Origin of the sequence: Pseudomonas sp. FFUP_PS_473, from assembly GCF_002858665.1 — a bacterium.
Lineage (GTDB): Bacteria > Pseudomonadota > Gammaproteobacteria > Pseudomonadales > Pseudomonadaceae > Aquipseudomonas > Aquipseudomonas defluvii.
The window spans coordinates 128,302-154,080 of sequence record NZ_PJQQ01000002.1 but is presented as its reverse complement, the minus strand read 5'-3'; the positions used below and the strand labels follow the sequence as shown (position 1 = coordinate 154,080).

27 protein-coding genes are annotated in these 25,779 nt (G+C 60.5%); 16 read left to right on the top strand and 11 right to left on the bottom strand.

The window, feature by feature from the left end; all coding sequences use genetic code 11:
• The first annotated feature begins 10 nt into the window (after positions 1–10).
• On the top strand, positions 11–478 hold the full coding sequence (locus CYD26_RS02065; protein WP_102051701.1) for an FAD/FMN-containing dehydrogenase: 468 nt from the start codon (positions 11–13) through the stop codon (positions 476–478).
• 259 nt (positions 479–737) lie between these two features.
• Here the strand turns inward: CYD26_RS02065 and CYD26_RS02060 are convergent, their stop codons facing one another.
• The 6 genes from CYD26_RS02060 to CYD26_RS02035 form a co-directional block, all read right to left on the bottom strand.
• Positions 738–1,442: an XRE family transcriptional regulator gene (locus tag CYD26_RS02060; RefSeq protein WP_102051700.1), complete on the bottom strand. Its 705-nt coding sequence runs from the start codon at positions 1,440–1,442 to the stop codon at positions 738–740.
• 225 nt (positions 1,443–1,667) lie between these two features.
• Positions 1,668–2,195 (bottom strand): inorganic diphosphatase, encoded by a 528-nt coding sequence (gene ppa, locus CYD26_RS02055; protein WP_065761987.1) that lies wholly within the window; start codon positions 2,193–2,195, stop codon positions 1,668–1,670.
• 91 nt (positions 2,196–2,286) lie between these two features.
• A complete protein-coding gene (locus tag CYD26_RS02050) occupies positions 2,287–3,102 on the bottom strand; it encodes a zinc-dependent peptidase (RefSeq protein WP_065761986.1) in 816 nt (271 codons plus the stop codon).
• A gap of 9 nt (positions 3,103–3,111) precedes the next feature.
• Positions 3,112–3,762, bottom strand: a complete 651-nt coding sequence (locus CYD26_RS02045) for a DedA family protein (RefSeq protein ID WP_065761985.1) — start codon at positions 3,760–3,762, stop codon at positions 3,112–3,114.
• Positions 3,763–3,971: 209 nt separating this feature from the next.
• Positions 3,972–4,430, bottom strand: coding sequence for a GNAT family N-acetyltransferase (locus tag CYD26_RS02040; protein ID WP_065761984.1), 459 nt, complete (start codon positions 4,428–4,430; stop codon positions 3,972–3,974).
• Between the two features lie 279 nt (positions 4,431–4,709).
• On the bottom strand, positions 4,710–6,230 hold the full coding sequence (locus CYD26_RS02035) for an aldehyde dehydrogenase family protein (protein ID WP_102051699.1): 1,521 nt from the start codon (positions 6,228–6,230) through the stop codon (positions 4,710–4,712).
• Between the two features lie 267 nt (positions 6,231–6,497).
• Between CYD26_RS02035 and CYD26_RS02030 the strand changes: the two genes are divergently transcribed.
• The 4 genes from CYD26_RS02030 (at position 6,498) to CYD26_RS02015 (ending at position 10,751) form a co-directional block, all read left to right on the top strand.
• Positions 6,498–8,423, top strand: coding sequence for a sigma-54-dependent Fis family transcriptional regulator (locus CYD26_RS02030; protein ID WP_099775918.1), 1,926 nt, complete (start codon positions 6,498–6,500; stop codon positions 8,421–8,423).
• 62 nt (positions 8,424–8,485) lie between these two features.
• Positions 8,486–9,835 carry a UDP-N-acetylmuramate:L-alanyl-gamma-D-glutamyl-meso-diaminopimelate ligase gene (gene mpl / locus CYD26_RS02025; protein WP_065761865.1) on the top strand — a complete coding sequence of 450 codons (1,350 nt, stop codon included), beginning with the start codon at positions 8,486–8,488 and terminating at the stop codon, positions 9,833–9,835.
• Entirely contained in the window at positions 9,832–10,461 is a 630-nt protein-coding gene (gene ubiX, locus CYD26_RS02020; protein WP_065761866.1) for a flavin prenyltransferase UbiX, read from the top strand. The genes mpl and ubiX overlap by 4 nt, the downstream gene beginning before the upstream one ends.
• Before the next feature lie 20 nt (positions 10,462–10,481).
• Positions 10,482–10,751: a YceK/YidQ family lipoprotein gene (locus tag CYD26_RS02015; protein WP_099775916.1), complete on the top strand. Its 270-nt coding sequence runs from the start codon at positions 10,482–10,484 to the stop codon at positions 10,749–10,751.
• A gap of 39 nt (positions 10,752–10,790) precedes the next feature.
• Here CYD26_RS02015 and CYD26_RS02010 read toward each other — a convergent pair whose 3' ends face one another.
• The 3 genes from CYD26_RS02010 to CYD26_RS02000 form a co-directional block, all read right to left on the bottom strand.
• A complete protein-coding gene (locus CYD26_RS02010; protein WP_065760341.1) occupies positions 10,791–11,435 on the bottom strand; it encodes an oxidoreductase in 645 nt (214 codons plus the stop codon).
• A 26-nt stretch (positions 11,436–11,461) separates the two neighbouring features.
• Complete coding sequence (locus tag CYD26_RS02005; protein WP_102051698.1) at positions 11,462–13,189, bottom strand: C13 family peptidase; 1,728 nt, start codon at positions 13,187–13,189, stop codon at positions 11,462–11,464.
• Between the two features lie 91 nt (positions 13,190–13,280).
• Positions 13,281–13,736: a MaoC family dehydratase gene (locus CYD26_RS02000; RefSeq protein WP_065760343.1), complete on the bottom strand. Its 456-nt coding sequence runs from the start codon at positions 13,734–13,736 to the stop codon at positions 13,281–13,283.
• A 169-nt stretch (positions 13,737–13,905) separates the two neighbouring features.
• Between CYD26_RS02000 and CYD26_RS01995 the strand changes: the two genes are divergently transcribed.
• The 3 genes from CYD26_RS01995 to CYD26_RS01985 are packed head-to-tail and all read left to right on the top strand — an operon-like array spanning position 13,906 to position 15,581.
• Positions 13,906–14,268 carry a CidA/LrgA family protein gene (locus CYD26_RS01995; protein ID WP_065760344.1) on the top strand — a complete coding sequence of 121 codons (363 nt, stop codon included), beginning with the start codon at positions 13,906–13,908 and terminating at the stop codon, positions 14,266–14,268.
• Between the two features lie 2 nt (positions 14,269–14,270).
• Positions 14,271–14,981 carry an LrgB family protein gene (locus CYD26_RS01990; RefSeq protein WP_176717438.1) on the top strand — a complete coding sequence of 237 codons (711 nt, stop codon included), beginning with the start codon at positions 14,271–14,273 and terminating at the stop codon, positions 14,979–14,981.
• Between the two features lie 9 nt (positions 14,982–14,990).
• Entirely contained in the window at positions 14,991–15,581 is a 591-nt protein-coding gene (locus tag CYD26_RS01985) for an LON peptidase substrate-binding domain-containing protein (RefSeq protein ID WP_065760346.1), read from the top strand.
• A 4-nt stretch (positions 15,582–15,585) separates the two neighbouring features.
• Here CYD26_RS01985 and CYD26_RS01980 read toward each other — a convergent pair whose 3' ends face one another.
• Positions 15,586–16,902: a bifunctional DedA family/phosphatase PAP2 family protein gene (locus CYD26_RS01980; RefSeq protein ID WP_102051697.1), complete on the bottom strand. Its 1,317-nt coding sequence runs from the start codon at positions 16,900–16,902 to the stop codon at positions 15,586–15,588.
• 4 nt (positions 16,903–16,906) lie between these two features.
• Positions 16,907–17,593, bottom strand: coding sequence for a DNA-3-methyladenine glycosylase (locus CYD26_RS01975; RefSeq protein ID WP_102051696.1), 687 nt, complete (start codon positions 17,591–17,593; stop codon positions 16,907–16,909).
• A gap of 193 nt (positions 17,594–17,786) precedes the next feature.
• Between CYD26_RS01975 and CYD26_RS01970 the strand changes: the two genes are divergently transcribed.
• The 8 genes from CYD26_RS01970 to CYD26_RS01935 are packed head-to-tail and all read left to right on the top strand — an operon-like array spanning position 17,787 to position 25,757.
• Positions 17,787–19,058 (top strand): glutamate-5-semialdehyde dehydrogenase, encoded by a 1,272-nt coding sequence (locus CYD26_RS01970; RefSeq protein ID WP_065760348.1) that lies wholly within the window; start codon positions 17,787–17,789, stop codon positions 19,056–19,058.
• Position 19,059: 1 nt separating this feature from the next.
• Positions 19,060–19,746 carry a nicotinate-nucleotide adenylyltransferase gene (gene nadD / locus CYD26_RS01965; protein ID WP_065760349.1) on the top strand — a complete coding sequence of 229 codons (687 nt, stop codon included), beginning with the start codon at positions 19,060–19,062 and terminating at the stop codon, positions 19,744–19,746.
• A gap of 48 nt (positions 19,747–19,794) precedes the next feature.
• Positions 19,795–20,214, top strand: a complete 420-nt coding sequence (rsfS, locus tag CYD26_RS01960; protein ID WP_065760350.1) for a ribosome silencing factor — start codon at positions 19,795–19,797, stop codon at positions 20,212–20,214.
• A 9-nt stretch (positions 20,215–20,223) separates the two neighbouring features.
• Positions 20,224–20,691, top strand: a complete 468-nt coding sequence (rlmH, locus tag CYD26_RS01955; protein WP_065760351.1) for a 23S rRNA (pseudouridine(1915)-N(3))-methyltransferase RlmH — start codon at positions 20,224–20,226, stop codon at positions 20,689–20,691.
• A gap of 16 nt (positions 20,692–20,707) precedes the next feature.
• Entirely contained in the window at positions 20,708–22,597 is a 1,890-nt protein-coding gene (gene mrdA / locus CYD26_RS01950) for a penicillin-binding protein 2 (protein ID WP_099775910.1), read from the top strand.
• A 38-nt stretch (positions 22,598–22,635) separates the two neighbouring features.
• Positions 22,636–23,739: a rod shape-determining protein RodA gene (gene rodA / locus CYD26_RS01945; protein ID WP_177442453.1), complete on the top strand. Its 1,104-nt coding sequence runs from the start codon at positions 22,636–22,638 to the stop codon at positions 23,737–23,739.
• Between the two features lie 17 nt (positions 23,740–23,756).
• Complete coding sequence (gene mltB / locus CYD26_RS01940) at positions 23,757–24,767, top strand: lytic murein transglycosylase B (RefSeq protein ID WP_099775908.1); 1,011 nt, start codon at positions 23,757–23,759, stop codon at positions 24,765–24,767.
• Positions 24,768–25,757 (top strand): septal ring lytic transglycosylase RlpA family protein, encoded by a 990-nt coding sequence (locus tag CYD26_RS01935; RefSeq protein ID WP_102051694.1) that lies wholly within the window; start codon positions 24,768–24,770, stop codon positions 25,755–25,757.
• Positions 25,758–25,779 lie beyond the last annotated feature (22 nt).

Below are 25,779 nucleotides of genomic sequence, written 5' to 3'. Positions count from 1 at the left end.
GAGGTGTGCTGTGAGATATCTGTCGATTCTGCTGTTGAGCGTATTGCCATTGTTGGCCCAGGCGGTCGAAGTCGGAGAGCGCCTTGCGCCCTGGACCCTGCTCGATCAGTTCGATCAGCCCTATAGCCTGGACGATCAAACCCGAACCCTGCTGGTAGCCCGTGGCATGGAAGGCGCCAAACTGGTGAAAGAGGCCCTGCAAGACCGTCCCAAGGGCTACCTGGAAGCACGACATACCGTGTTCGTTGCCGACATCCAGCGCATGCCTGCACTGATCGCAAAAATGTTCGCCATCCCCGCCATGCGTGATTACAGCTACCGGGTACTGCTCGACCGCGACGCACGCGTGGCAACCCGTTATGCCGGTGCCGAAGACAAGGTGCTGTGGCTGCAACTGGACAACGGCCGGTTGGTCGCGCAACAGGAATACGCCACGGCGGCTGCACTGCGTGAGGCGCTGGAGAAGGCGTCGCATTGATAGGTGTGATGCGGTAGGTGGATTTCGGGCATTAAAAAGCCGGCTTGTGGCCGGCTTCTCGGGGACGGTCTTGGCTTATTTTTGGTAAGCCGCAACCGCCTTCAAATCGTTGCGTCGGCGCGAGGGCCGAAGGTGGCTGGACGCGAATGTATTGCGTCGCCAAACCCGTTGGCAGGCGCTCGGCTGCCAGGGGCTAAATGTGCGGCGTAGCATACTGACAATGGCGCGGTATGCCTAGTGGAAATTCACCTTGAGCGCTTTAGGCTGGCCGTTCGGTACGCCGTTGTCCCCACCAGAAGACCCAACCGAGAATTTCCAGGTGCTGCATTTTGGCCTGGGCCGGGCTGTAGCTTTCGCTGGGGAATTGCCGATTGTCGTAGCTGTGCAGGGCAATGGCACCACCCCGCAGGCGGCTGAGGGTGTGGATGCGCAGTCGGCCATTGTGCAGCAGGGCATAGAGTTCGCCTTCGACGATGCGGGTCAGGCTGCGGTCGATGGCCAGGGTCGCACCCTGTGACAGCAGCGGGGCCATGTTGGTGTCGGGCATGCTCAAGCAGAATGCTCGCGCGGGATCGACACCAAGCCGCTCGAGGCTGCAGGCGGGCAGGCGCAGGTGGCGGTCGGCGATCACGCTCAGTTGTTTGTCCTTCACGCGGTAGAAGGGCAGTTGCGCGTCATCCTCTTTGTGCGCGGCCATCAGGCTGGTGTCGGGTGGTTCGACTTCGATTTCGGTCGGGGTGATGCGCGGTGCGGGTGGCGGATGCTTGGGCCCTTCGCCGCTGCGTAGCCATTTGCTGCAGACGCACAGGAGTTCTGCGATCTCATCGATACGCGCCAGGGGAACACCGCGGTTGAACCAGTTGTTGATGTGCTGCGGTGTCACTTTGCGGTGGGCGGCAAAGTCGGAGGGTGTCAGGTTGCACTCGCGCAGGAGGGCTTTCAAACGGCTGCCAGAAGTATTCATGAGGCCCGATTTTACGGGGCTCTGTGCGATCAGGATATAAACATTGGGTTGAAGAATTTCTCGGAGTTAAGGGTGTTTCCGAGGGATTTGCCGGATGTTTCTCGCGGCCCTAGGTGTTGGCTGGCACCCTGCTGATGCCATCGTAGGCAAGCCTACTCCTACAGGGGGCTATCTTTGCAGGCAACAAAAAGCCCCGCGAGCGGGGCTTTTTGTTCAGCGCGGTGCTTAGCCTTTGTAGGCGGCAACGGCCTTGGTGATTTCGGCGCGGGCGGCGTCTGCGTTGCCCCAACCGTCGATCTTCACCCATTTGCCTTTTTCGAGATCCTTGTAGTTCTCGAAGAAGTGCTTGATCTGCTCCAGCAGCAGGGCTGGCAGGTCGGTGTACTCTTTGACGTCGACGTACAGTTGCGACAGTTTGTCGTGCGGTACGGCGATGACTTTGGCGTCGCCGCCGCCGTCGTCAGTCATGTTCAGGATGCCGACCGGACGGGCGCGGATGACCGAACCTGGAGCCACTGGGTACGGGGTTACAACCAGCACGTCCAGCGGATCACCGTCATCAGCCAGGGTGTTCGGGATGAAACCGTAGTTGGCCGGGTAGAACATTGGGGTGGCCATGAAACGGTCGACGAACAGGCAATCGCTGTCCTTGTCGATTTCATATTTGATCGGCGCGTGATTGGCTGGAATCTCGATGGCGACGTAGATGTCGTTCGGCAGGTCTTTGCCAGCCGGAATCTTGCTGTAGCTCATTGGGCATTGCCCCCATGTTTGGCCAAAAATTGGTCGCGATTATAGGCACATTCCCACGCGCTTGCCACGCCCACCCGGATGCTTGGCATGCTCAGTCCTTGGCGTGGCGATAGTGGGGATGATGGCTGTGTAGTTGCTGTAGACGCAGCAGCGGGTCCTGGCGGTAGAACGCGCGCAGTTGCTGGTAGACCTTGGGGTAGGTTCGGGCCAGCAGGTCGGGGGCGCTGAAGAAATATTCGCTGGTGACCGCGAAGAATTCCGCCGGGCTTTCTGCGGCATAGGGGTCGATGGCGGTTTCGGCATCCGGGTGGCGGTCAAGTTGACGATTGAGGTCGTCATAGGCGTGTTGCATGGCTGACGCCCAATCGCTGACGCGCATGTCGCTGTGCAGCGGTGGCAGGCCGTTGGCATCACCGTTGAGCATGTCGAGTTTGTGCGCCAACTCATGGATGACCAGGTTATAGCCTTCCCAGCCACCACTGGCCAGAACGCCCGGCCAGGCCAGGATTACCGGGCCCTGCAACCACGCTTCGCCACTGTGCTCACCATCCCACTCATGTTCCACGCCACTGGCGTCGCGGTGACGCTGTGGGCTGATGAAGTCGTCGGGGTAGAGGATGATTTCATGGAAGCCCTGGTACCAGTTCAGTTCACCCAGGTGCAGTAGGGGCAACTGCGCTTGAGCCGCCAGGTACAGGCGCTGTTCGGCATCCAGTTCGACGCCGGGCAGTGCGGTGAGGTGTTTTTCGCGCAAGAACAGCACGCAGGCGTCGCGCAGCCAGTGATCTTCTGCCTCGCTCAGACCGTCGAGCAGCGGCAGGCGTTCACGGATGCGCTGCCACAGCTGCGCATCGAGTGGGTACCGGGCCAATGTACGGCGGCGTCGCCAGGCGCTCAGGGACCACATGAGCGGGGCTTAGTTGGCCTTGGCGGCGTTGCGGTTGATGCGGTTGCGCACCAGGCTGATGATCATCGGCAGCATCGACACCAGAATGATCGCGACGATCATCAGCGACAGGTTTTTCTTGATGAACGGCACATTACCAAAGAAGTAGCCGAGGGTGACCAGGCCACCTACCCACAGGACGGAACCGGCGACGCTGAACGCCAGAAAACGGCTATAGGTCATTTTGGCGATACCGGCGACGAACGGTGCGAAGGTCCGCAGGATCGGCAGAAAGCGCGCCAGGGTGACAGTCTTGCCACCGTGGCGGTCGTAGAAATCGTGGGTTTGTTGCAGGTAATCGCGGCGGAAGATCTTCGAGTTGGGGTTGCGGAACAGTCGTTCGCCAGCGGTTCTGCCAATCACATAGTTGGTGCTGTCGCCCAGGATTGCCGCAGCCATCAGCAGGCCGCCAAGCAGCAATGGGTCCATGCCGCCGCCAGCGGCTACTGCGCCTGCGATGAACAGCAGTGAGTCGCCTGGCAGGAAGGGCGTCACCACAAGGCCTGTCTCGCAGAAGATCACCATGAACAGAATGGCGTAGATCCAGGGGCCGTAGTTGTTGACCAGTAAATCGAGGTAGGTATCAAGATGCAGGATAATGTCCAGCGGGTTGAAATCCATGTACGGCACCTGTGGTGAAAGCCCGTGCTGGCGGGCCTGCGATGACTGGCAGTGGGGTGTTTCGCGCGCGACACAGCGGCGTGCGAAGGCCTCCACTCAACGTGTGGTGCCGTATTATACGGCCGCAAACGGATTATTCCTGTGCTGTTTGTAGCGGAGGGTTTTGCTGGTGCATACCGGGCAGGCTCAAGGCCCGCCCGGCTGCCATGTCAGTCCGACTGGATGGGGAGGATGTAGCTCTTGAACTCGGTGTCTTCACGAAAGCCGATGGACTCGTAGACTTTCATGGCCACGTCGTTGTTGGTGCTGGTGGAAACCCGCATGCGCACGGCATTGGTCTCCTTGGCCATCTTTTTCGCGGCGCGCATCAGGTGGTCGGCCACCAGTTGGCGGCGCGAGTCTTCGGCCACATAGATATCGTTGAGGATCCAGACGCGCTTGAGCGACAGCGAGGAGAAACTCGGATACAGCTGGCAGAAACCAAGCAGTTTGCTGTCGTCATCGTTGGCCAGCGCCAGGTAAATCACCGACTCACCACGCTTCAGGCGTTTTTCGAGAAATTTGCGTGAGGATTCGGGGTAAGGCGGTTGGCCGTAGAACTCGCGGTATTTGACGAAAAGCGGAGCAATCAGATCCAGATGCTCAAGGGTTGCTTTGATGATTCGCATAAGCAGTCCTCAGGTTCCTTTGGGGGTGGCGGCGAATCGCAGGGCAGCCGTAGCCCCGATGCTGCCTAAAGCGGAAAAAAAGCGCAATTGGCAAAAATGGACCCGAATCCGGGTCTTGTCGATTAGGAAATTTCAGTTTCTGGCGGAGGTTATTTCTGAATCCTGCCTGTGCGTCGGCGTGGGGCGGCAAGGCGGGCGATAAGGCAGCTGCAGTTGAGGGGGCGGTGAGGTCAAGCCAGTGCGGCCTTCAATCTGTTGAAGGCCGCACCGTACACTGGGTTAGAAGAAGCCCAATGGGTTGATGTCGTAGCTCACGAGCAGGTTTTTGGTCTGTTGGTAGTGATCAAGCATCATTTTGTGGGTTTCACGACCCACGCCCGACTTCTTGTAGCCACCGAAAGCGGCGTGTGCCGGGTACAGGTGGTAGCAGTTGGTCCACACGCGACCGGCCTTGATCCCGCGGCCCATGCGGTAAGCACGGTTGATGTCGCGAGTCCATACGCCCGCGCCCAGCCCGAACTCGGTGTCGTTGGCGATGGCCAGGGCTTCCGCCTCGTCCTTGAAGGTGGTGACGCTTACCACGGGGCCGAAGATCTCTTCCTGGAACACCCGCATCGTGTTGTTGCCTTTGAGCAGGGTCGGCTGGATGTAATAACCGGTGGCCAGGCTGCCTTCGAGCTTCTCCACCTTGCCGCCGGTCAGCAGTTCAGCACCTTCCTTCTCGGCGATCTCCAGGTAGGAAAGGATCTTGTCGAATTGCTGCTCAGAGGCCTGGGCGCCGACCATGGTGTCGGTGTCCAGTGGGTCGCCACGTTTGATCTGTTTGATCTTCTTCATCACTTCTTGCATGAACGCCGGGTAGATCGACTCTTGTACCAGCGCACGCGATGGGCAGGTGCAGACCTCGCCCTGGTTGAAGAATGCCAGCACCAGACCTTCGGCGGCTTTTTCGATGAAGGCCGGTTCGGCTTGCATGATGTCTTCGAAGAAGATGTTCGGCGACTTGCCGCCCAGCTCAACAGTGGACGGAATGATGTTCTCGGCCGCGCATTTCATGATGTGCGAACCAACCGGCGTGGAGCCGGTGAAGGCGATCTTGGCGATGCGCTTGCTGGTGGCGAGTGCTTCACCGGCTTCACGGCCGAAACCTTGCACCACGTTGAGTACACCAGGTGGCAGCAGGTCACCAATGACTTCCATCAGCACGGTAATGCCCAGCGGGGTTTGCTCGGCGGGTTTGAGCACGATGCAGTTACCGGCAGCCAGTGCCGGAGCCAGTTTCCAGGCCGCCATCAGGATCGGGAAGTTCCACGGGATGATCTGTCCGACCACGCCCAGCGGTTCATGGATGTGGTAGGCCACGGTGTTGCCGTCGATCTCGGCGGCGCTGCCTTCCTGGGCGCGCAGGCAACCGGCGAAGTAACGGAAGTGGTCAGCTGCCAGCGGAATATCGGCGTTCAGGGTTTCACGGACCGCTTTGCCGTTGTCCCAGGTTTCAGTGATGGCCAGCAGTTCAAGGTTCTGCTCGATACGGTCGGCGATCTTCAGCAGGATCAGCGAACGGGCTTGTACCGAGGTGCTGCCCCAGGCGTCGGCGGCGGCATGGGCGGCATCCAGAGCCTTGTCGATGTCTTCGGCAGTGGAGCGCGGGAATTCGGCGATCGGTTGGCCGTTCACTGGCGAGGTGTTGGTGAAGTACTCACCTTTGACCGGGGCGACGAACTCGCCATTGATGTAGTTCCCGTAACGGCTCTTGAAGGAAACGATTGCGCCTTCGGTACCTGGGTGTGCGTAACGCATGGTGTGTCTCCTGGCTTTTGTGCTTGTTGGGGAGGATATAGAGCGTAGAGCAAAGCGCGGGCCACTGCTGGCAGGTCTATGTAAATCAAGGGCTTGATGGGATTCTGCGGGTGCGCGCGGGCTTGGTTGTCGCATTTCTGGGACGGTGGGGGTGACACTTTGTGCCAGATGCGGGACAACCTGTGACTCAGCGGTCGTACTGACATTGCAAAGCGTCAGCGGCTGGAGGATGCTGGGTTGTACCGCTTCCGGGGAGAACAATAAAAAGTGCAGAGCAATCATTTGAGCCGGCACGCTCGGCAAGTGCTTACGGTGACTCAGGGCAAGGCCCACTTGCAGGGGCCGGGCAGCGATCCATCCATCGCCCGTTCCTGGCTGCGTTGTCTGGAGGACTATCATCTCGATCCGGCCATGGCGATGGCGCCGACCGTGCTTGAGCATGGGCGTCTGCTGGAAAGCCGAGAGCGCCTGCAGCAGGTGCTGCAGATTGCCGGCAACGAGATGAACACGCTGCATCAACAGCTTTCCGGCGCAGGCCATGCGGTGCTGCTGACCGATGCGCGTGGGGTAATCCTCAACTGTGTGACGGCGCCAACCGAGCGCAAAATCTTCGAGCGTGCCGGGCTCTGGCTCGGCGCCGACTGGAGCGAGGCCAGTGAAGGCACCAACGGGATTGGTACCTGCCTGGTCGAGCGTCAAGCCGTCACTATTCATCAGGAAGAGCATTTTCGTGGCCGTCATACCGGCCTGACCTGCTCTGCCAGCCCGGTGTTCGACCCCCACGGCGAACTGCTTGCGGTGCTTGACGTATCGTCGGCCCGCCCTGAGGTCTCGCGGCAAAGTCAGTTTCACACCATGGCGTTGGTCAACCTCTCGGCGAAGATGATCGAGAGCTGTTACTTCCTGCGCCATTTCGAAAACCAGTGGCTACTGCGCTTTCATTTGCAGGCCGAGTCGGTGGGCCTGTTCAGCGAGGGGTTGCTGGCGTTTGAGGGGGATGGGCGTATCTGCGCGGCCAACCAGAGCGCCCTGAACTTGCTTGGGCATGTTCGCGGCGGCCTGCTTGGAAAGCCTGTGGAGATGTTCTTCGAGTGTTCACTGGATGAGTTGCTGGGGCGTGCTACGGCTCAGGCCAATGCCAGTTGGCCGTTGCGTACGCGTGATGGTCGCCAGTTGTTTGCCAGTGTGCGCGGTCAGGTTCGGGCGCCACAACCGTCGTCATTGGCCGCGGTGGCGTTGCCGCCGCCAGCACCGATTACGGGTTCGATTTGCCTGGTCGACCCTGCATTGCAGAACGATTTTCGTCGCGCCGTGCGGGTGTTCGAGCGCGATGTGCCATTGCTGCTCAATGGCGAGACCGGGTGTGGCAAGGAGGCCTTTGCCAAGGCCGTGCATCAGGCCAGTCAGCGTGCGGCAAAGCCGTTCGTCGCCCTGAACTGTGCCTCGATCCCTGAGAGCCTGATCGAGAGTGAGCTGTTTGGCTATCGCGGCGGCTCGTTCACCGGTGCACGTAAGGAGGGGATGCGTGGGAAGCTGCAACAGGCCGATGGCGGCACCCTGTTGCTGGATGAAATCGGTGATATGCCGCTGGCGCTGCAAACCCGCCTGCTGCGTGTGCTTGAAGAGCGCAGGGTCGTGCCGATTGGTGGTGAACCCCAGGCCGTGGATGTCCGCATCATCAGCGCCACCCACCGCAACCTGCTGGAGCGGGTCGAGGACGGCAGTTTCCGCGAAGACCTCTACTACCGGCTGAACGGCCTGGAAGTGGCCTTGCCGGCTCTGCGTGAACGCAGTGACAAGGCCCAGTTGCTAGATTTTCTGCTGGCGGAGGAAGCTGCGGGGCAGGTTGTCCGTCTGGAGGCGAAGGCGCGACATGCCTTGCTCGATTTCGCCTGGCCCGGCAACGTGCGCCAGTTGCGCAACGTCCTGCGCACATTGGTTGCGCTCGCGGAGGGCGAAGAGATTACCTTCAACGACCTGCCGCCATTGATTCGTCGGCCGCCAGTTGCTGCGATACCCACGGTTTCCAGCGAGGCGCCTGAACATCCACTTGAGGATGCTGAACGCAGCGCTTTGCTGGCTGTGCTGGAGCAGCAACGCTGGCACATGAGCCATGTGGCGGCGCACTTGGGCGTGAGTCGCAATACCTTGTACCGAAAACTGCGCAAGCATGGTATTGCCCGGGACGCCTGAACGAAAGGATGCGATTTTCCCCGCCCTGGGCTACCCTGCCTCGATGTTTTGCGAGGTCGACCATGCACATTCACATTCTCGGTATTTGCGGCACTTTCATGGGTTCGCTGGCGGTGTTGGCCAAGGAGCTTGGCCACCGCGTCACGGGCTCCGACGCCAACGTCTATCCACCGATGAGCACTCAGCTTCAGGCCCAGGGCATTGAGCTGACCCAAGGCTATGATGCCAGCCAGCTGGATCCGGCACCGGACCTGGTGGTCATCGGCAATGCCCTGTCGCGTGGTAATCCCGCGGTGGAGTATGTGCTGAATAAAGGCCTGCCTTATGTATCCGGCCCGCAGTGGCTGGCCGATCATGTGCTGCAAGGGCGTTGGGTGCTGGCCGTGGCCGGAACCCATGGCAAAACCACCACCAGCAGCATGCTGGCCTGGGTGTTGGAGCATGCCGGGATGAGCCCGGGCTTCCTGATCGGCGGCGTGCCACAGAACTTCTCGGTGTCGGCGCGCTTGGGCGATACGCCGTTCTTCGTGGTTGAGGCTGATGAATATGACAGCGCCTTCTTCGACAAGCGTTCGAAGTTCGTCCACTACCGTCCGCGTACTGCCATCCTGAATAACCTTGAATTCGATCATGCGGATATTTTCCCGGATCTGGCAGCTATCGAGCGGCAGTTCCACCATCTGGTGCGCACGATCCCGAGTGAAGGCCTGATCATTCACCCCACCACTGAGCCAGCCTTGCAGCGCGTGATTGAGATGGGCTGCTGGACCCCGGTCCAGACCACGGGTGTTGGCGGTCAGTGGCAGGTCAAGCTGCTCAGTGCTGACGGTTCGCGTTTTGAAGTCAGCTTTGAAGGCGAGTCGCAAGGGGTGGTCGAGTGGGAACTGACCGGTCAGCACAACGTCGCCAACGCCTTGGCCACGTTGGCTGCTGCTCGCCATGTTGGTGTGGTGCCGTCGATGGGTATCGCCGCGCTGAGCGCCTTCAAAAGCGTGAAGCGGCGCATGGAGAAAGTCGCTGAAGTACAAGGCGTGACGATTTATGACGACTTTGCACACCATCCGACGGCGATCGCCACCACGCTGGATGGCCTGCGCAAGCGTATTGGCGATGCACCACTGATCGCCGTGATTGAACCGCGTTCGAACTCAATGAAGCTGGGCGCGCACCGCGATGGCCTGCCGGAAAGCGTACGCCAGGCCGATCAGGTGATCTGGTATGCACCGCCTAACCTGGGTTGGGATCTGGCGGCCACGGCAGCCCAGTGCCCGGTACCTGCGGTGGTGGCTGACAGCCTGGAAGCGATCATTGCCCGGGTGAAAAGCCAGGCCAAGCCCGGTACTCAAGTCGTGATCATGAGTAATGGCGGCTTTGGTGGCCTGCATGGGAAGTTGGCCGAGGCCCTGCGATGAGCGGGCCGGAACGCATCACGCTGGCCATGACCGGGGCCTCGGGGGCGCAGTACGGCCTGCGCCTGCTTGATTGCCTGGTGCGCGAAGACCGAGAGGTGCATTTCCTGATCTCCAAGGCTGCGCAGTTGGTCATGGCGACGGAAACCGATGTGCTGCTGCCGGCCAAGCCACAGGCAATGCAGGCCTTTCTGACCGAGTACACCGGCGCCGCCGCAGGGCAGATTCGTGTGTACGGCAAGGAAGACTGGATGTCGCCGGTGGCCTCAGGTTCCGGTGCACCGGCAGCGATGGTGGTCGTGCCGTGCTCCACGGGCACGCTTTCGGCCATTGCGACCGGCGCCTGTAACAACCTGATCGAGCGGGCGGCGGATGTCACTCTGAAAGAACGTCGGCAGTTGATTCTGGTACCGCGTGAGGCGCCGTTCTCCACCATTCACCTAGAGAACATGCTCAAGCTGTCGAACATGGGCGCGGTGATTCTGCCAGCGGCTCCAGGTTTCTATCATCAGCCGCAAACCATTGACGACCTGATTGATTTTGTCGTCGCGCGCATTCTCAATGTGCTGAACATTCCTCAGGACATGTTGCCGCGTTGGGGTGAGCACCATGTCGGCGGTGAGGATTGAAACGTTCAGTTTTACTGGTGATGGTGCTGGCGCTGGCGCTGCTCAGTGGTTGCGCCAGCGTACGCACGCTGGACGCGGCCAAGCCAGGGGCACCGATTGTATACTCCGGTACGCGCCTTGATCTGTATGCCATGCAGGGCGGGTGTTGCCCCATGGACCGTTTTGGTGCTGAGGCGCCGGCGTATCCCGGGCTTGATCTGCCCGCGAGCGCGTTGCTCGACACGCTGCTGTTGCCGCTGTCGTTGTTGACCGTGCTGGGTGTCAGCTTTCAGGCCACCGGCGGTTTGTAACCGGCCATCGCCGCCGTGCCGGCGATGGCCGGGCAGGGCTTACTTCTTGCCCAGCCTGCGCAGTTCATCGGACTCCACCACGCGAATGCCGTCCTGCTCTTCCAGCGCCAGGCGCCACAATGCCCGCGCCAGTTCACAGGCTTCAATCCCGTGGTACTTGCCCGGTAGCAGTCGTGCCAGCGGTGCTGCCAAGCGCTCAGCGGTGCGTGGTTCGATGCGTTCGCCGAGCAGCAGGGACGGCCGGGCGATGGTGAGTTGCGGCCAGTCTTGTGCTTTCAGCGCTTCTTCCATTTCCCCTTTTACCCGGTTGTAGAACACCGACGATTTTGGGTCTGCGCCGAGTGCACTCACCACCAGCAAGTGGCGTGCGCCCATTTCGCGGGCGCGCTTGCTGAAAGCAACAACCATGTCCAGGTCGACCGCGCGGAATGCCGTTTCTGAGCCTGCCTGTTTGATGGTGGTGCCCAGGCAGCAGAAGGCGATATCGACACGTCCGCTGAGTTGGGGCAGAAAAACCGCAGGATCACCCACCGGGTTCTCTAGATGTGGGTGTTTGGCCAGTGGCCGACGGGTAGGGGCAAGAACGCGGCTGACGGTGGGTTCGCTGAGCAGCCGATCCAGTAAATGTTCACCGGTCAGTCCGGTGGCTCCGGCAAGCAGGATGTGCTGAGGCGTCAAGTACATGATGTCTCTCCCTTGATACAGTCAGCTTAGTGGCTCCGGGCGCTCTTTGCTTGTTCAGTTGTTTTTTCGTCACTCTGCAGGGCTTTGCGGGCCTGCTGCTGACGCAAACGCTGCCAGTGCGCAAGGACGCCTTTGGGGGCCCAGATCTGCGGTTCCGAGGCGTCGAAGTCTTCGTTGTGCTCACGCAAGGCTACTTGGGTGCGGGCCAGTTCGAAGGCGTTTTGCAGGTCGTCGGTCTGGTTCAGTGCCTGGGCAAACAGGGCATCGCCGAAGTAGGTGAAGTCGGCCTCTTCGGAACAGCCGAAAGACACTCTGTCCGAGCGCGCGGCGGTCATGATCAGGGTCTTGTCGTCCTTGAGGGAGTCGATAAAGCCACCTGAGTAACACGCAGAGATGACAACAATTTTGTCTCGCCCTTTCAGGGGCGCAAGCGCTGTGGCCAGTTCGCCGGCAGGCAGGTCTGCCAGTTGCAGGCGCGGCTGATCGAGCACCAGTTCGTGAGTCTGGCTGCCGTGGCTGGTCAGGTAGATGAATACCAGGTCTTCCGGGCCGGTGCGTTCGGCGAGGGTGCGCGCGGCACGGGTCAGGTTTTCCCGGGTGGCCATCGTGCGGTCGGTCAAATGATCGCGGTGATTGGCCAGGATGATTTGGCCAAAGGCACCAAATCGGCTCTTGAGCATGCTGCTGACGTAGTCGGCCTCCCGCAGGAACACGCTCTGTTTGCCGTCGCCGGCCAGGACCAGGCTGTAGAGTTCTACCTCGGCGGTGGAGCGCGGCACGTTGTCCAGGGCTTGTTCGAGCAGCTTGCCTTGGTTGAGCAGTGCCAGTTCCAGTGGGTCGGACAGTGGTCGCCCCTGATCGTCACGAACCCGTTGGCCGTTGATCCAGTGTCCGCTCTCGACCTGGCCGTTTGGCAGGGTCAGCAGGCCTTTGCCTTGATACGTGTCGTTCTCGAAGCCACCCACATAAACGCTACCGTCTGCCAGTTGCAGGCGACCGTAACCGGAAAAGTGCCAGTCGCGGAAATCGCCTTTGTAGTGGCTGCCGTCGCTGGCGAACAGCTCACCTTTACCGCTGAGCGAGCCGTCTTCAAACTGGCCGATCCAGACATCGCCGTCGGCGTTTTCGTAGCGGCCCCGGCCTTCCAGGCGGTTGTCGCGGAACTCACCGATGTACTGATCACCATCGACGCTGTTGAAGGTGCCGCTGCCCTCCAGTTGGCCGTTGACGAAACGCCCGCTGAACTGGTTGCCGCTGGCATCGCTGCGCACCCCTTCGCCGTTGGGTTTGCCATGGGCGAACAGTCCTTGGTACTGACTGCCGTCTTCCAGCTCCAGGTGACCGGCGCCGCTGTACTGGTCGGCTTTGAACTGGCCTCGATAGGCCTGGCCGGCCTCTTTGAGCGTGCCTTCACCTTCACGACGTCCAAGCTTGAAGCCACCTTGGTAGCTACTGTCTGCCGTCTTCAGTCGGCCCTGGCCATGGAACAGGCCTTGCTCAAACTGGCCAACATAGACTTCGCCGTTGCTGCCGTGCCATTCACCCTGGCCGTGCCATTGGCCGTTCAGGAAGCCTCCGGCGTACCAGCTGCCATTGGGGTAGTCGATGCGTCCACTGCCCTGCAACAGGCCATTCACCACCTCTCCGCGATAGCGACCACCGTCGGGCAGGAGGGCATCGGGCGGCGAAAGTGGTTCGCCGTCACCGCAGGCGGTGAGCAGCAGGGTCAGGGCGAGTGGGGCAAGTGGGCGCATAACGGGGTCCGGGTGGGTTAGCCGCCGAGTATGCCGCAGAATGCGCCGGTGGAAACAGCCGCGCCGGCGTGTTTCTACCGGCCATGTTTCGTCATACGAAGCAGAGTGACAGCGGTTCGGCGATGTACGCAGGTTTTTCTTCACCTTCGATTTCCAGGGTGGCGGTAGCCTTCAGCAACCACTGCCCTGGTTTCTTTTCGGTGGCTTCGGTGAGATCAACCTTGAGCCTTACCTGGCTGTTGACCTTTACCGGCTGGATAAAGCGGACGCTGTCCAGGCCGTAGTTGACCACCATTTTCAAGCCTTCAGGCAACACCAGAATGTCCAGCATCAGCGTAGGGATCAGTGACAGGGTCAGAAAACCGTGAGCAATGGTCGTACCGAATGGCGTTTTTGCTGCCTTCTCGGGGTCAACGTGGATGAACTGAAAGTCGCCGGTGGCTTCGGCGAACAGGTTGATGCGTTCTTGGTCGATCTTCAGCCATGCGGAACGTCCCAGTTCCTTGCCGACATAGTCTTTGAGCGCTGTAACGGGTACATAGGGCATCGAGACTCTCCTGATTGTCGTTGGTTTTCTTATGACTACGGTAGGTTCAAGCGTTTAAGATCAGCACGTCGGAGGGGGCCGGTCAAGTCAGCATGACTTGAACGAATATCTCGGTATAGGCACACCAGTAGGGTGCTTATAATGGCCGGCGGGCCTGAGGGAGATTTCTATGCTGTTGCGTGGTTTGACGTGGCTGGTGTTGTTTCAGTTGTTGGGGACAGCGATTAATCACTTGTTCCTGTCGATACTGCCGGGGCCAATTATCGGGCTCTTGCTCCTGCTGACGTACCTGATCGTCCGAGGTGAGGTCGGTGCGCCACTGAGCGAAGCCGCCAGCAGCCTGCTGCGCTATTTACCGTTGTTGCTGGTGCCGCCGGCAGTAGGGGTGATGGTTTATGCCGCCGATATCGCGGCGGATTTCTGGGCGATTGCCGGTGCATTGGTGCTTTCGCTACTCATTTCCATCGTCTTCGCAGGTGTTTTGATGCAGAAGCTCATCGCCCGTCAGGCGCGGGATGAGGAGCGGCCATGAACCTGGATTGGCACGGCGCCGTCGAGGCGGTCATTCATCACCCTTTGTTCGGTATCGGTATCACGCTGGGGGCCTATCAACTGGTGCTTGCCGCCTATGAGAAGACGCGCTGGATCTTTCTGCAGCCCGTGTTGATGTCGATGCTGGTCGTCATCAGCGTACTGCTGCTGTGTGGCTTGACCTACAGCGAATACCGTAAAAGTACCGAAATTCTCAATATTCTTCTGGGGCCTGCGACCGTCGCGCTGGCGGTGCCGCTGTACCTGAATCTGCGGCGTATTCGCCAGCTGTTTTGGCCGACCTTTACTACGCTGGTAATCGGAGGCGTGGTAGCGACTGGCGCCTGCCTGCTGTTGGGGTGGTGGTTTGGCGCCGAACACATGATTCTGATGACCCTGGCGCCGAAGTCGGTGACCTCGCCGATTGCCATGTTGGTGGCCGAGCAGATTGGCGGCGTTGCGCCACTGGCGGCCGTGTTTGTATTGATCACTGGGGTGATTGGGGCCATTTTTGGCCCGGCGCTCTTGTCCCGTTGTGGTGTTCATAGCCCAGAGGCTCGTGGCATGGCGCTGGGCTTGACGGCGCACGCGGTCGGTACTTCAGTGGCGTTGCAGGAAAGTGAGGAGTGCGGGGCCTTTGCGGCCCTGGCCATGAGCCTGATGGGCGTTGCCACGGCGGTCTTTCTGCCGTTGGCGGTCAGCCTGGTCGCGTGAGGAGTCGCCATGACATTACCGCTGTTTCCGCTGAATACGGTGCTGTTTCCCGGCTGCTATCTGGATCTGCAGATCTTTGAGGCGCGCTACCTGGACATGATTGGCCGTTGCATGAAGCAGGGCGGTGGTTTCGGTGTGGTCTGTATTCTGGACGGTGCCGAAGTCGGTAGGGCTGCGCAGGGCTATGCCTCGATCGGCTGCGAGGCGCTGATTCGCGATTTTCAGCAGCAGGACAACGGCCTGCTCGGTATTCGTGTCGAAGGCACACGACGTTTTCGCGTGACCCAGGCCGAGGTGCAGAAGGATCAGTTGCTGCTGGCGCAGGTGCAGTGGCTGGCCGAACAGCCGGATCGCCCGTTGCGTGATCAGGACGAAGACCTGCGAGCGTTGCTCGTTGCGTTGGCCGAACATCCGATGGTCGAGGCGCTGAACATGCCGAGAGCCATTCTCGGGCAGCAGGCGTTGGCGAATCAATTGGCCTACCTGCTGCCGTTTGTCGAGGAAGACAAGCTCGACCTGCTGGCCATTGATGCGCCCCAACAGCGCCTGGATGCTATCCAGGCACTGCTTGATCGTTTACAGGGTGAGCTGTTCGCCTGACCACTCAGTACTGATAGCGGGCCAGGGCTTGTGGCAACGCATGCAAGGTAAAAAAGGCGAGCAGTGCCGTACAGGCTGGCAGGATCAGCCACCAGGCACGTCGTGGCAGGGCGTTTAGTGGTGCGCGGTCCTGAATCAGTGTCAGGCTGGTAGCGCATACAAAACAGGCCAGCAGTGCCCCAGCGAGGATGTCGGTGGGCCAATGTGCGCCCAGGTAAACGCGTGAGCAGGCGATGGCCAGGGCCGGCAGGCAGCCCAGCATGACCCAGGTCAGACGCATGCGTGGTGGTTGTTCGCGCCCGGCCAGCACCGCAAGCACCAGAAAGAACGCAAACGACGCAGAGCTATGCCCGCTGGGCATGCTGTAAGTGCCCAAAGGGTCGGTCAGTACGTCCGGGCGGGCGCGGGCGAAGAACCACTTCAGGGTACCGTTGAGCAGTGCGGTGCCAATCAGGGTGGTGGCGGCAAAAAGGGCGTGTCGCCATTGCCGGGCCAGTAGCAGAAGCGCGGTCAGCAGGCCTCCTGCTATTAGCTGCGTTCGGAAGTCTCCCAGCCGTGTGACCATGACGGCTATATCATCGATCGCTTGGCTGCGGTTTTCCTGAATGACGGCCATCAAGCCTTGATCCAACTGTGTCAGGTACGGCCAGCCGAAAAACAGCGCAATCAGCGCCAACAGGCTCAGCCCTGCCATCAGCCGGGTACCACGTCGTTGGCTGCGCAGGCTGCCACTGATGCTCAGTGCAATCAGCACGGCCATGCTACCCGCCACGATACCGGCCTGCGGCCAGAAACCGTCCGGCAATGGCAGGCGCATGGCTGCACCGGTCGCCCAGCCTGGCAGCAGGTAGGCGATAGCCCAGCCGGCACCAGCAACCAGGCTGACCATGATAAAGCGCGGAATCGGCATGTCGAACATGCCCGCCACCATCGGCAGCATTGGGCGTAGCGGGCCGATAAAACGCCCGACCAGCAGGCTGGCGATACCATAGCGCTGGAAGTAGGTTTCAGCGCTGCCGATCCATTGCGGGTGTGTGCGCAGTAATGGCAGGCGTCGGATGTTCTGGTGGAAGTGCCGGCCCAGGGTATAGGAGATTGCATCGCCGAGAAGGCCGCCCAGATAGCCCAGTAACAGCGTTTCGCCCAGCGACAGGGCGCCGCTGCCTGCCAGTACGGCGATAGCGAACAGCAGCACGGTGCCGGGTACGATGATCCCGGCAATCGCCAGGCACTCGATGCAGGCCACCACAAAAATCGCCAGGCCAAGCCACTGCGGGTGGGTGGTCAGCCAGCCGGTCAGGCTGTCGAGCCATGCGCCCATAGGTTCAAATTCCTTGTGTCAGTAAAAGGTAGTCTTGCCCCTCGACCTGCCCTCGGCGCAACGGGTTGCGGGTGCAGTAACGGGCGAATTCGGCATCAACGAAACGATACAGCAGATGCTCATCGCGGCCGCGGGGGATGCCCAGGCGAGTGGTCTGAATAATGTGTTTCACAATAATGCTGCAGTCGTCGACAAACAGTCGCTCGGGGTCAAAGCGTTGGGCGTCCCACTCGGGCACCTTTAGCCCCAGTGCCTTGCACAGCAGGGTTTGCCCGGCGCACAGGCGTTCAGGTTGGCGTGGCTGGCCGCGGGTATCAGGGTTGTTCGCTTGCATTTGCGCCAGGCTGTCGGCATCGGAACAGGCGTCTAGCCATGGGTAGCCGGATTTGATCAGCACGGCATTACCGGGGCCTTGGGCGCTGAAGTTCAGCGAGTCGCCACCGCGGGCGTAGTACATATAGATGTGTCCACCCTCGAGAAACAGGGCTTTGCGCTTTTCTGTGTAGCCCAGCGAGGCGTGGCTGCCTTTTTCGGCGCAGTAGTAGGCTTCGGTTTCGATGATGCGCGCCGAGAGCCAGTAGGGGCCCTGTCGGTGACGGATGACCTTGCCGAGCAAGGCTTTGGCCAGGGTTTGCGCATCACGGTCAAAAAATGTATCGGGCAGTGGCCGGCAAGCGTTCGGCGTAGGCATTATCGATCATCGTTGGAAGCTGGCGCCGATCATAGCAACTTATCGTCAGCAGAGCCGGCGTGTGCAAGGGGCGCGCCTATCGTCAGGGCCGTTTTGGGTGGTTGATTTCGACCATCCGCCAGCCACCGCTGGGCGTTCACCTGCATGACAGTTATAATCAGCCGATTTCCCCTTCGCCAAGACACTGAGCCCCATGACTGAGTCCGTTCTTGACTACATGACCCGCCTGGGTCGCGCTGCCCGTGAGGCGGCCCGCGTCATTGGCCGTGCCAGCACTGCGCAGAAGAACCGCGCGCTGCAGGCTGCTGCCAATGCGCTGGACGCTGCCCGCGCCGAACTGTCCGCTGCCAATGAGCAGGACCTGGCTGCTGGCCGTGCCAACGGCCTTGAGCCGGCCATGCTCGAGCGCCTGGCGCTGACGCCAGCACGTATCGACAGCATGATCGTCGGCTTGCGTCAGGTCGCCAGCCTGCCAGACCCGGTCGGGGCGATTCGCGACATGAGCTACCGCCCTTCGGGCATTCAGGTGGGCAAGATGCGTGTGCCGCTGGGCGTCGTCGGGATCATCTATGAGTCGCGGCCTAACGTGACCATCGATGCTGCGAGCCTGTGCCTGAAGTCCGGCAACGCCACCATCTTGCGTGGCGGCTCGGAGGCCATTCATTCCAATCGCGCGATTGCCGCCTGCATCCAGCGTGGCCTGGCTGAAGCCGGCCTGCCTGCGGCGGTGGTGCAAGTGGTCGAGGTCACTGACCGTGCGGCGGTCGGCGCGCTGATCAGCATGCCGGAGTATGTCGACGTGATCGTGCCCCGTGGCGGCAAGGGCCTGATCGAGCGGGTCAGTCGCGAAGCCCGCGTACCGGTGATCAAGCACCTGGACGGCATCTGCCACGTGTATGTGGCCGAGCATGCTGATCTGGAAAAGGCCCGGCGTATTGCCTTCAATGCCAAGACCTACCGCTATGGCATCTGCGGCGCGATGGAAACCCTGCTGGTCGATCAGCGTGTTGCGGCGGAGTTCCTGCCGGCAATGGCGACCCTGTTCAGGGAAAAAGGCGTTGAGTTGCGTGGTTGCGAACGTACCCGTCAGTACATCGAGGCGCTGCCTGCCACGGAAGAAGACTGGCACACTGAGTACCTGGATGCGATTCTGTCGATCCGAGTGGTCGATGGCCTGGATCAGGCTATTGAACATATCAACCACTACGGCTCGCACCATACCGATTCCATCGTGACCGAGCATCAGGGCCTGGCCCGGCGTTTTATTGCCGAGGTCGACTCGGCGTCGGTCATGCTCAATACCCCGACCTGCTTTGCCGACGGGTTCGAGTATGGCCTGGGCGCCGAGATCGGTATTTCCACCGACAAGCTGCATGCCCGTGGTCCGGTTGGCCTGGAAGGGTTGACCTGCGAGAAATATGTTGTGATCGGCGACGGCCAGTTACGCGGCCAGGAGTCGCTCTGACTTGGTTGAGCATGCCCCACTCGCCGCTGCTGTCAGCGTGCCGCCCCAGCGGCGCATTGGCGTTCTCGGCGGAACCTTCGACCCCGTGCATATCGGTCACCTGCGCAGTGCGCTGGAGGTTGCCGAAGTGCTGGGGCTCGATGAGTTGCGGCTGATGCCCAATGCTCGACCGCCGCACCGCGATACCCCGCAGGTGTCGGCGCTCGACCGTTTGGCAATGGTCGAACAGGCGGTGCGTGGCGTGCCGTTGCTGACAGTCGATGCCCGGGAGTTGTCCCGTGATAGACCGTCGTACACCATTGAAACGCTGGAGCTGATGCGGGCCGAGCTGGCTGCTGAAGACCAGTTGTTCCTGTTGTTGGGTTGGGATGCCTTTTGTGGCTTGCCCAGTTGGCACCGTTGGGATGAGTTGCTGAAACACTGCCACATCCTGGTGCTGCAACGCCCGGATGCCGACGTTGAGCCGCCGGATGCGTTGCGCAACCTGCTGGCCGCACGCTCGGTCAGCGATCCACAGGCCCTGGTTGGGCCTGCCGGGCAAATTGCATTCGTCTGGCAAACGCCGCTGGCGGTTTCCGCCACGCAAATCCGACAGCTGCTGGCCAATGGCAAGTCGGTGCGTTTTCTGGTTCCAGACGCAGTACTGGCCTATATCGAGGCGCACGGCTTGTACCGTACGCCGAACTGAAGGGCACGCCGCGAGGCGGCCCCTACTTACGAGCTGAATGAGTTTTATATGAAGAACCAAGCAATCAACGCCGAAACACTGGTCGAACTGACCCAAGCGGCACTGGCTGACGTCAAGGCCCAGGACATCCTGGTGATCGACGTGCGTGACAAGCACAGCCTCACCGACTACATGATCATCGCTACCGGTACCTCCAACCGTCAGATCAACGCGATGCTGGAAAAGGTTCGCGAGAACGTCAAGAAGCACGGCGCTCAGCCGCTGGGCGAAGAAGGCAAGGGCGAAAGCGATTGGGTTCTGCTGGACCTGGGTGATGTCATTGTTCACATGATGACCGCCGCCGCACGTCAGTTCTATGACCTGGAACGTCTGTGGCAGGGCGCTGAGCAGAGCCGTGCTGCCGACGGCAAGCACCACTCGCCGGAGCATTCGCACGAGCACTTCGACAAGCTCCGCGACAAGGAATAAGGAAGCGTCGTGCGTCTGCGTCTGATCGCGGTTGGCTCGCGCATGCCCAAGTGGGTTGAAGACGGCTGGCATGAGTATGCCAAGCGTCTACCTTCTGAGCTGTCGCTGGAGCTGGTGGAAATTCCACTCAATACCCGAGGCAAGAATGCCGATGTCGCCCGCCTGATCCGTCAGGAGGGCGAAGCCATGCTGGCCAAAGTCCAGCCGGGGGAACGTATCGTCACGCTGGAGGTCCATGGCAAGCCCTGGAGCACCGAACAGCTGGCGGTCGAGCTGGACCGCTGGCGGCTGGATTCGCGTACGGTCAACTTCATGGTCGGTGGCCCCGAGGGGCTGGCGCCGGAAGTCTGTGCACGCAGTGAACAGCGCTGGTCGCTGTCACCCTTGACCCTGCCGCACCCGCTTGTACGGATACTCATTGGCGAACAGCTGTATCGCGCCTGGACGGTTCTGTCCGGGCACCCTTACCACAAATAAGCCGTAAGCCTCCGTAATGTCGCAGCCGATTCGCCTCAAGGATCACGAAAAAGACGCCCGTCTGGTGCGTAGCCGCGTCGTGGTCGGTGCAGTGGCGGTCGTCTTGCTGGTGTGCGTGCTGATTGTTCGCCTCTACTACCTGCAGGTCATTCAGTACGACTATCACTCCACGCTGTCGGAAAACAATCGGGTGCATGTACAGCCGATTCCACCGACCCGTGGGCTGATCTTCGACCGTAATGGGGTAATCATCGCCGATAACCGACCAAGCTTCAGCTTGAGCATGACCCGTGAGCGGGCTGGCGACTGGCGTCAGGTGCTCGATGTAATCGTCGAAGTGCTGCAACTGACCCCCGATGACCGTGCGTTGTTTGAAAAGCGCATGAAGCAAGGGCGTCGTCCTTTCGAACCGGTGCCCATCCTGTTCGAGCTGACGGAGGAGCAGATTGCCCGCATTGCGGTGAATCAGTTCCGCCTGCCGGGTGTCGAAGTGGTTGCGCAGTTGGTCCGGCACTATCCGCAAGGGCCGCATTTTGCTCATTCGGTGGGTTACGTCGGGCGGATCAACGAGAAAGAACTCAAGACCCTCGACCCGGTCAACTACAGCGGTACCCACCACATTGGCAAAACCGGTATCGAACGATTCTATGAACCGGAATTGCATGGTCAGGTGGGTTACGAGGAAGTCGAGACCAATGCCCGTGGCCGTGTACTGCGTGTACTCAAGCGCACTGACCCGGTGCCGGGCAAAGATATCGTTCTAAGCCTCGACATCAAGCTGCAGGAGGCCGCAGAAGCTGCGCTGGGCGGGCGCCGAGGTGCCATTGTGGCCCTTGATCCTCGTACCGGCGAGGTGTTGGCGATGGTTAGCCAGCCGAGCTTCGACCCGAACCTGTTCGTGACCGGCATCAGTTTCAAGGCCTATGCCGAGTTGCGTGATTCCATTGATCGGCCACTGTTCAACCGTGTGCTGCGTGGTCTTTACCCGCCGGGCTCGACGATCAAGCCGGCTGTGGCGATTGCCGGTCTCGACACGGGTGTGGTGACTGCCGGTACGCGGGTGTTTGACCCTGGCTACTACCAGTTGCCCAACTACGACCACAAGTACCGTAACTGGAACCGTACCGGCGATGGCTGGGTCGACCTGGACACGGCAATCATGCGCTCCAACGACACCTACTTTTACGACCTGGCGCACAAGATGGGCATCGACCGGTTGGCCAACTACATGAACCGCTTTGGTATTGGCCAAAAAGTGGCGTTGGACATGTTTGAAGAGTCGCCTGGGTTGATGCCGTCCCGTGAGTGGAAGCGGGCGACCCGTCGTCAGGCCTGGTTCCCGGGTGAAACGCTGATTCTCGGTATTGGCCAGGGTTACATGCAGGCGACCCCGTTGCAGTTGGCTCAGGCCACCGCGTTGATTGCCAACAAGGGCAAGTGGAACCGTCCGCACCTGGCCAAGACCATCGAAGGTAAGCCACCGGTAGATGAGAACCCGATGGAAGACATCGTTTTGCGTGACAAGTCCGATTGGAACAAGGTCACCCACGGCATGGAGCAGGTGATGCAAGGTGCGCGGGGTACTGCGCGCAAGGCCTCGATTGGTGCCCAGTACCGGATTGCAGGCAAGAGTGGTACGGCTCAGGTGGTGGCGATCAAGCAGGGCGAGAAGTACGACCGTAACAAGTTGCAGGAGCGCCACCGTGACCACGCACTGTTTGTCGGCTTTGCACCGGCTGACGATCCGAAGATTGTCGTATCGGTGATGGTTGAGAACGGCGAGTCTGGCTCGGGCGTTGCCGCGCCAGTCGTGCGGCAGGTCATGGATGCCTGGCTGCTCGATGAACATGGGCGGCTCAAACCGGAGTACGTCACACCTTCTGTCGCTCAGGAACCTGCCCAGTGAAAAGCAATTTCGATCGCATGCTTTCCAGTGATGACGTCATGCGCCGTCGGGCGACGTTCCTCCAGCGCATCCACGTTGATGGCCCGTTGCTCGTTCTCTTGTTGACCTTGGCTGCGGGCAGCCTGTTCGTGCTGTATTCGGCCAGCGGGAAGAACTGGGACCTGTTGCTCAAGCAGGCCAGTTCATTCGGTATTGGCCTGGTCTCAATGTTCATCATCGCGCAGTTCGAGCCGCGGTTCATGGCGCGTTGGGTACCACTGGCCTACGTTTTCGGCGTGTTCTTGCTGGTCGTGGTGGATGTCATGGGGCACAACGCCATGGGGGCCACGCGCTGGATCAACATCCCGGGGGTGATCCGCTTCCAGCCTTCGGAATTCATGAAGATCATCATGCCCGCCACCATTGCCTGGTACCTGGCCAAGCGCACGCTACCGCCGCACTTGAAGCATGTGGCGATCAGTCTGGTGATGATTGGCGTGCCGTTCATTTTGATCGTCCGTCAACCGGACCTGGGCACTGCACTGCTGATTCTGGCCTCGGGTGCATTCGTGCTGTTCATGGGCGGGCTGAAGTGGCGCTGGATTATCAGTGTGGTCGCCGCTGCTGTGCCTGTGGCGGTGGCGATGTGGTTCTTCGTCATGCACGACTACCAGAAGCAGCGCGTGCTGACCTTTCTCGACCCGGAAAGCGACCCATTAGGCACGGGCTGGAACATTATCCAGTCCAAGGCAGCCATTGGATCGGGCGGTGTGTTCGGCAAGGGCTGGCTGCTGGGCACGCAGTCGCACCTGGACTTCCTTCCGGAAAGCCATACGGACTTCATTATCGCCGTCATGGGTGAGGAGTTCGGGTTGGTAGGGATCTGCGCGCTGTTGCTGATTTACATGTTGTTGATCGGACGCGGCCTGGTGATTACTGCCCAGGCGCAAACGCTGTTCGGCAAACTGCTGGCGGGCAGCCTGACCATGACGTTCTTCGTCTATGTTTTTGTCAATATCGGTATGGTCAGCGGCTTGCTCCCCGTGGTGGGGGTGCCGCTGCCCTTCATTAGTTATGGTGGAACTTCGTTGGTGACGCTGCTGTCAGCGTTTGGGGTTTTAATGTCGATTCATACGCACCGTAAATGGATCGCACAAGCTTGAATAAGGTGAAGAATTTCATGCAAGCAATGCGTGGCTGGGCGGCTCGTTGCGCGCCTTGGGTTGGCCTTTTCGGCCTGCTCGGCTCGGCGCAACAGGCTGTGGCTGGCGACTATGACGGCTCGCCTCAGGTGGCCGAGTTCGTCGGCGAAATGACCCGTGACTACGGTTTTGCTGGTGAGCAGTTGATCGGGGTATTTCGTGAGGTCGAGCGCAAACAGTCGATTCTCGATGCCATTTCCCGACCTGCTGAGCGGGTAAAACCCTGGAAGGAATATCGCCCGATGTTCCTGACCGATGCACGTATCGCCCGCGGCGTGGATTTCTGGCGCCAGCACGAGGCTGCTCTGGCCCGCGCCGAGCAGGAGTACGGTGTCCCCGCCCAGGTCATTGTGGCGATCATTGGCGTTGAAACCTTCTTTGGGCGCAATACAGGCAACTATCGGGTCATTGATGCCTTGTCGACGCTTGGCTTCGACTATCCACCGCGTGCCGAGTTTTTCCGCAAGGAGTTGCGTGAGTTCCTGTTGCTGGCCCGTGAAGAACAGGTCGACCCGCTGACCCTCAAGGGTTCTTACGCCGGCGCCATGGGGCTGCCGCAGTTCATGCCGAGCAGTTTTCGGGCCTACGCCGTGGACTTCGATGGCGATGGCCATATCAATATCTGGAACGACCCGGACGATGCCATTGGCAGTGTCGCCAGTTATTTCAAGCGCCACGGTTGGGTGGCCGGCGAGGGTGTGGTCAGCCGTGCCATGGTCCGCGGTGAACGGGTGGATGAAGGGCTGACGACTGGAATCGAGCCGGTTCGTACGGTTGGGGAGTTGCGGGCACTGGGCTGGTCAAGCCATGATGTGCTGCGCGATGATCTGCCGGTCACCGCTTTTCGGCTTGAAGGCGACAACGGCCCTGAGTATTGGCTGGGCCTCAAGAACTTCTATGCGATCACGCGCTACAACCGCAGCGTGATGTACGCCATGGCGGTACATCAACTTTCGGACCTGCTGGTTCAAGCACGAGGCGCCAAATAAATGCGCGTATCGCTCACTACTTCGTTACAACTGCTCGGCGTGGCCGCGCTGGGGCTGGTGCTGGTCAGTTGCTCCACCGGTCGTTCACCGCAACAACAGGGCGGTATCCGCTCGCAGCCCGGCCTGGATATCAACCGTGCTCACAAGGACGGCGCGCCCTGGTGGGATGTCGATGTCTCGAAGATCCCCGATGCGACGCCTACGGTGCACAATGGCCCGTACAAGGCCAACCCCTATACGGTGTTGGGCAAGACCTACTACCCGATGGGCGAGTCGCGCAACTACGTGGCCCAAGGTACCGCCTCTTGGTACGGCACCAAGTTTCACGGGCAGAACACCGCCAACGGAGAGGTCTACGACCTGTATGGCATGAGCGCGGCGCACAAGACCTTGCCGCTGCCGAGCTACGTGCGGGTGACTAACCTGGACAACAACCGCAGTGTGATTTTGCGGGTCAATGACCGTGGCCCGTTCTACTCCGACCGGATCATTGACCTGTCGTATGCCGCAGCGAAAAAGCTTGGCTACGCTGAGACCGGCACGGCGCGTGTGCGTGTTGAAGGTATTGATCCGCAACAGTGGTGGGCCCAGCGCGGCCGGCCTGCACCGCTGGTGCTGGAGCAGCCACAGGTAGCGCAGGCCCAGCCGCTGTCGAGCAATACCGGGACGGTCGAGCAGTGGACGCCACCACCGCAGCAGCATGCGGCGGCGGTGGTGCCGGTTCAGGTCGCCAGCAACACGGCCCCGGCCGGCGCTGGCATGTACTTGCAGGTCGGCGCATTTGCCAACCCGGATGCCGCCGAACTGCTGCGTTCCAAGCTCAGCACCATGGTGAGCGCTCCGGTGTTCATCAGTTCGATCGTGCGCAATCAGCAGACCCTGCACCGGGTTCGCATGGGCCCGATCAGCAACCCGGGCGAAGCCCAACAAATGCAGGACAGTGTGCGTCTGGCCAATCTGGGCCAGCCGAAAGTTGTCACGGCAGACTGACTCAGGGGGCCTGATCAGTCTG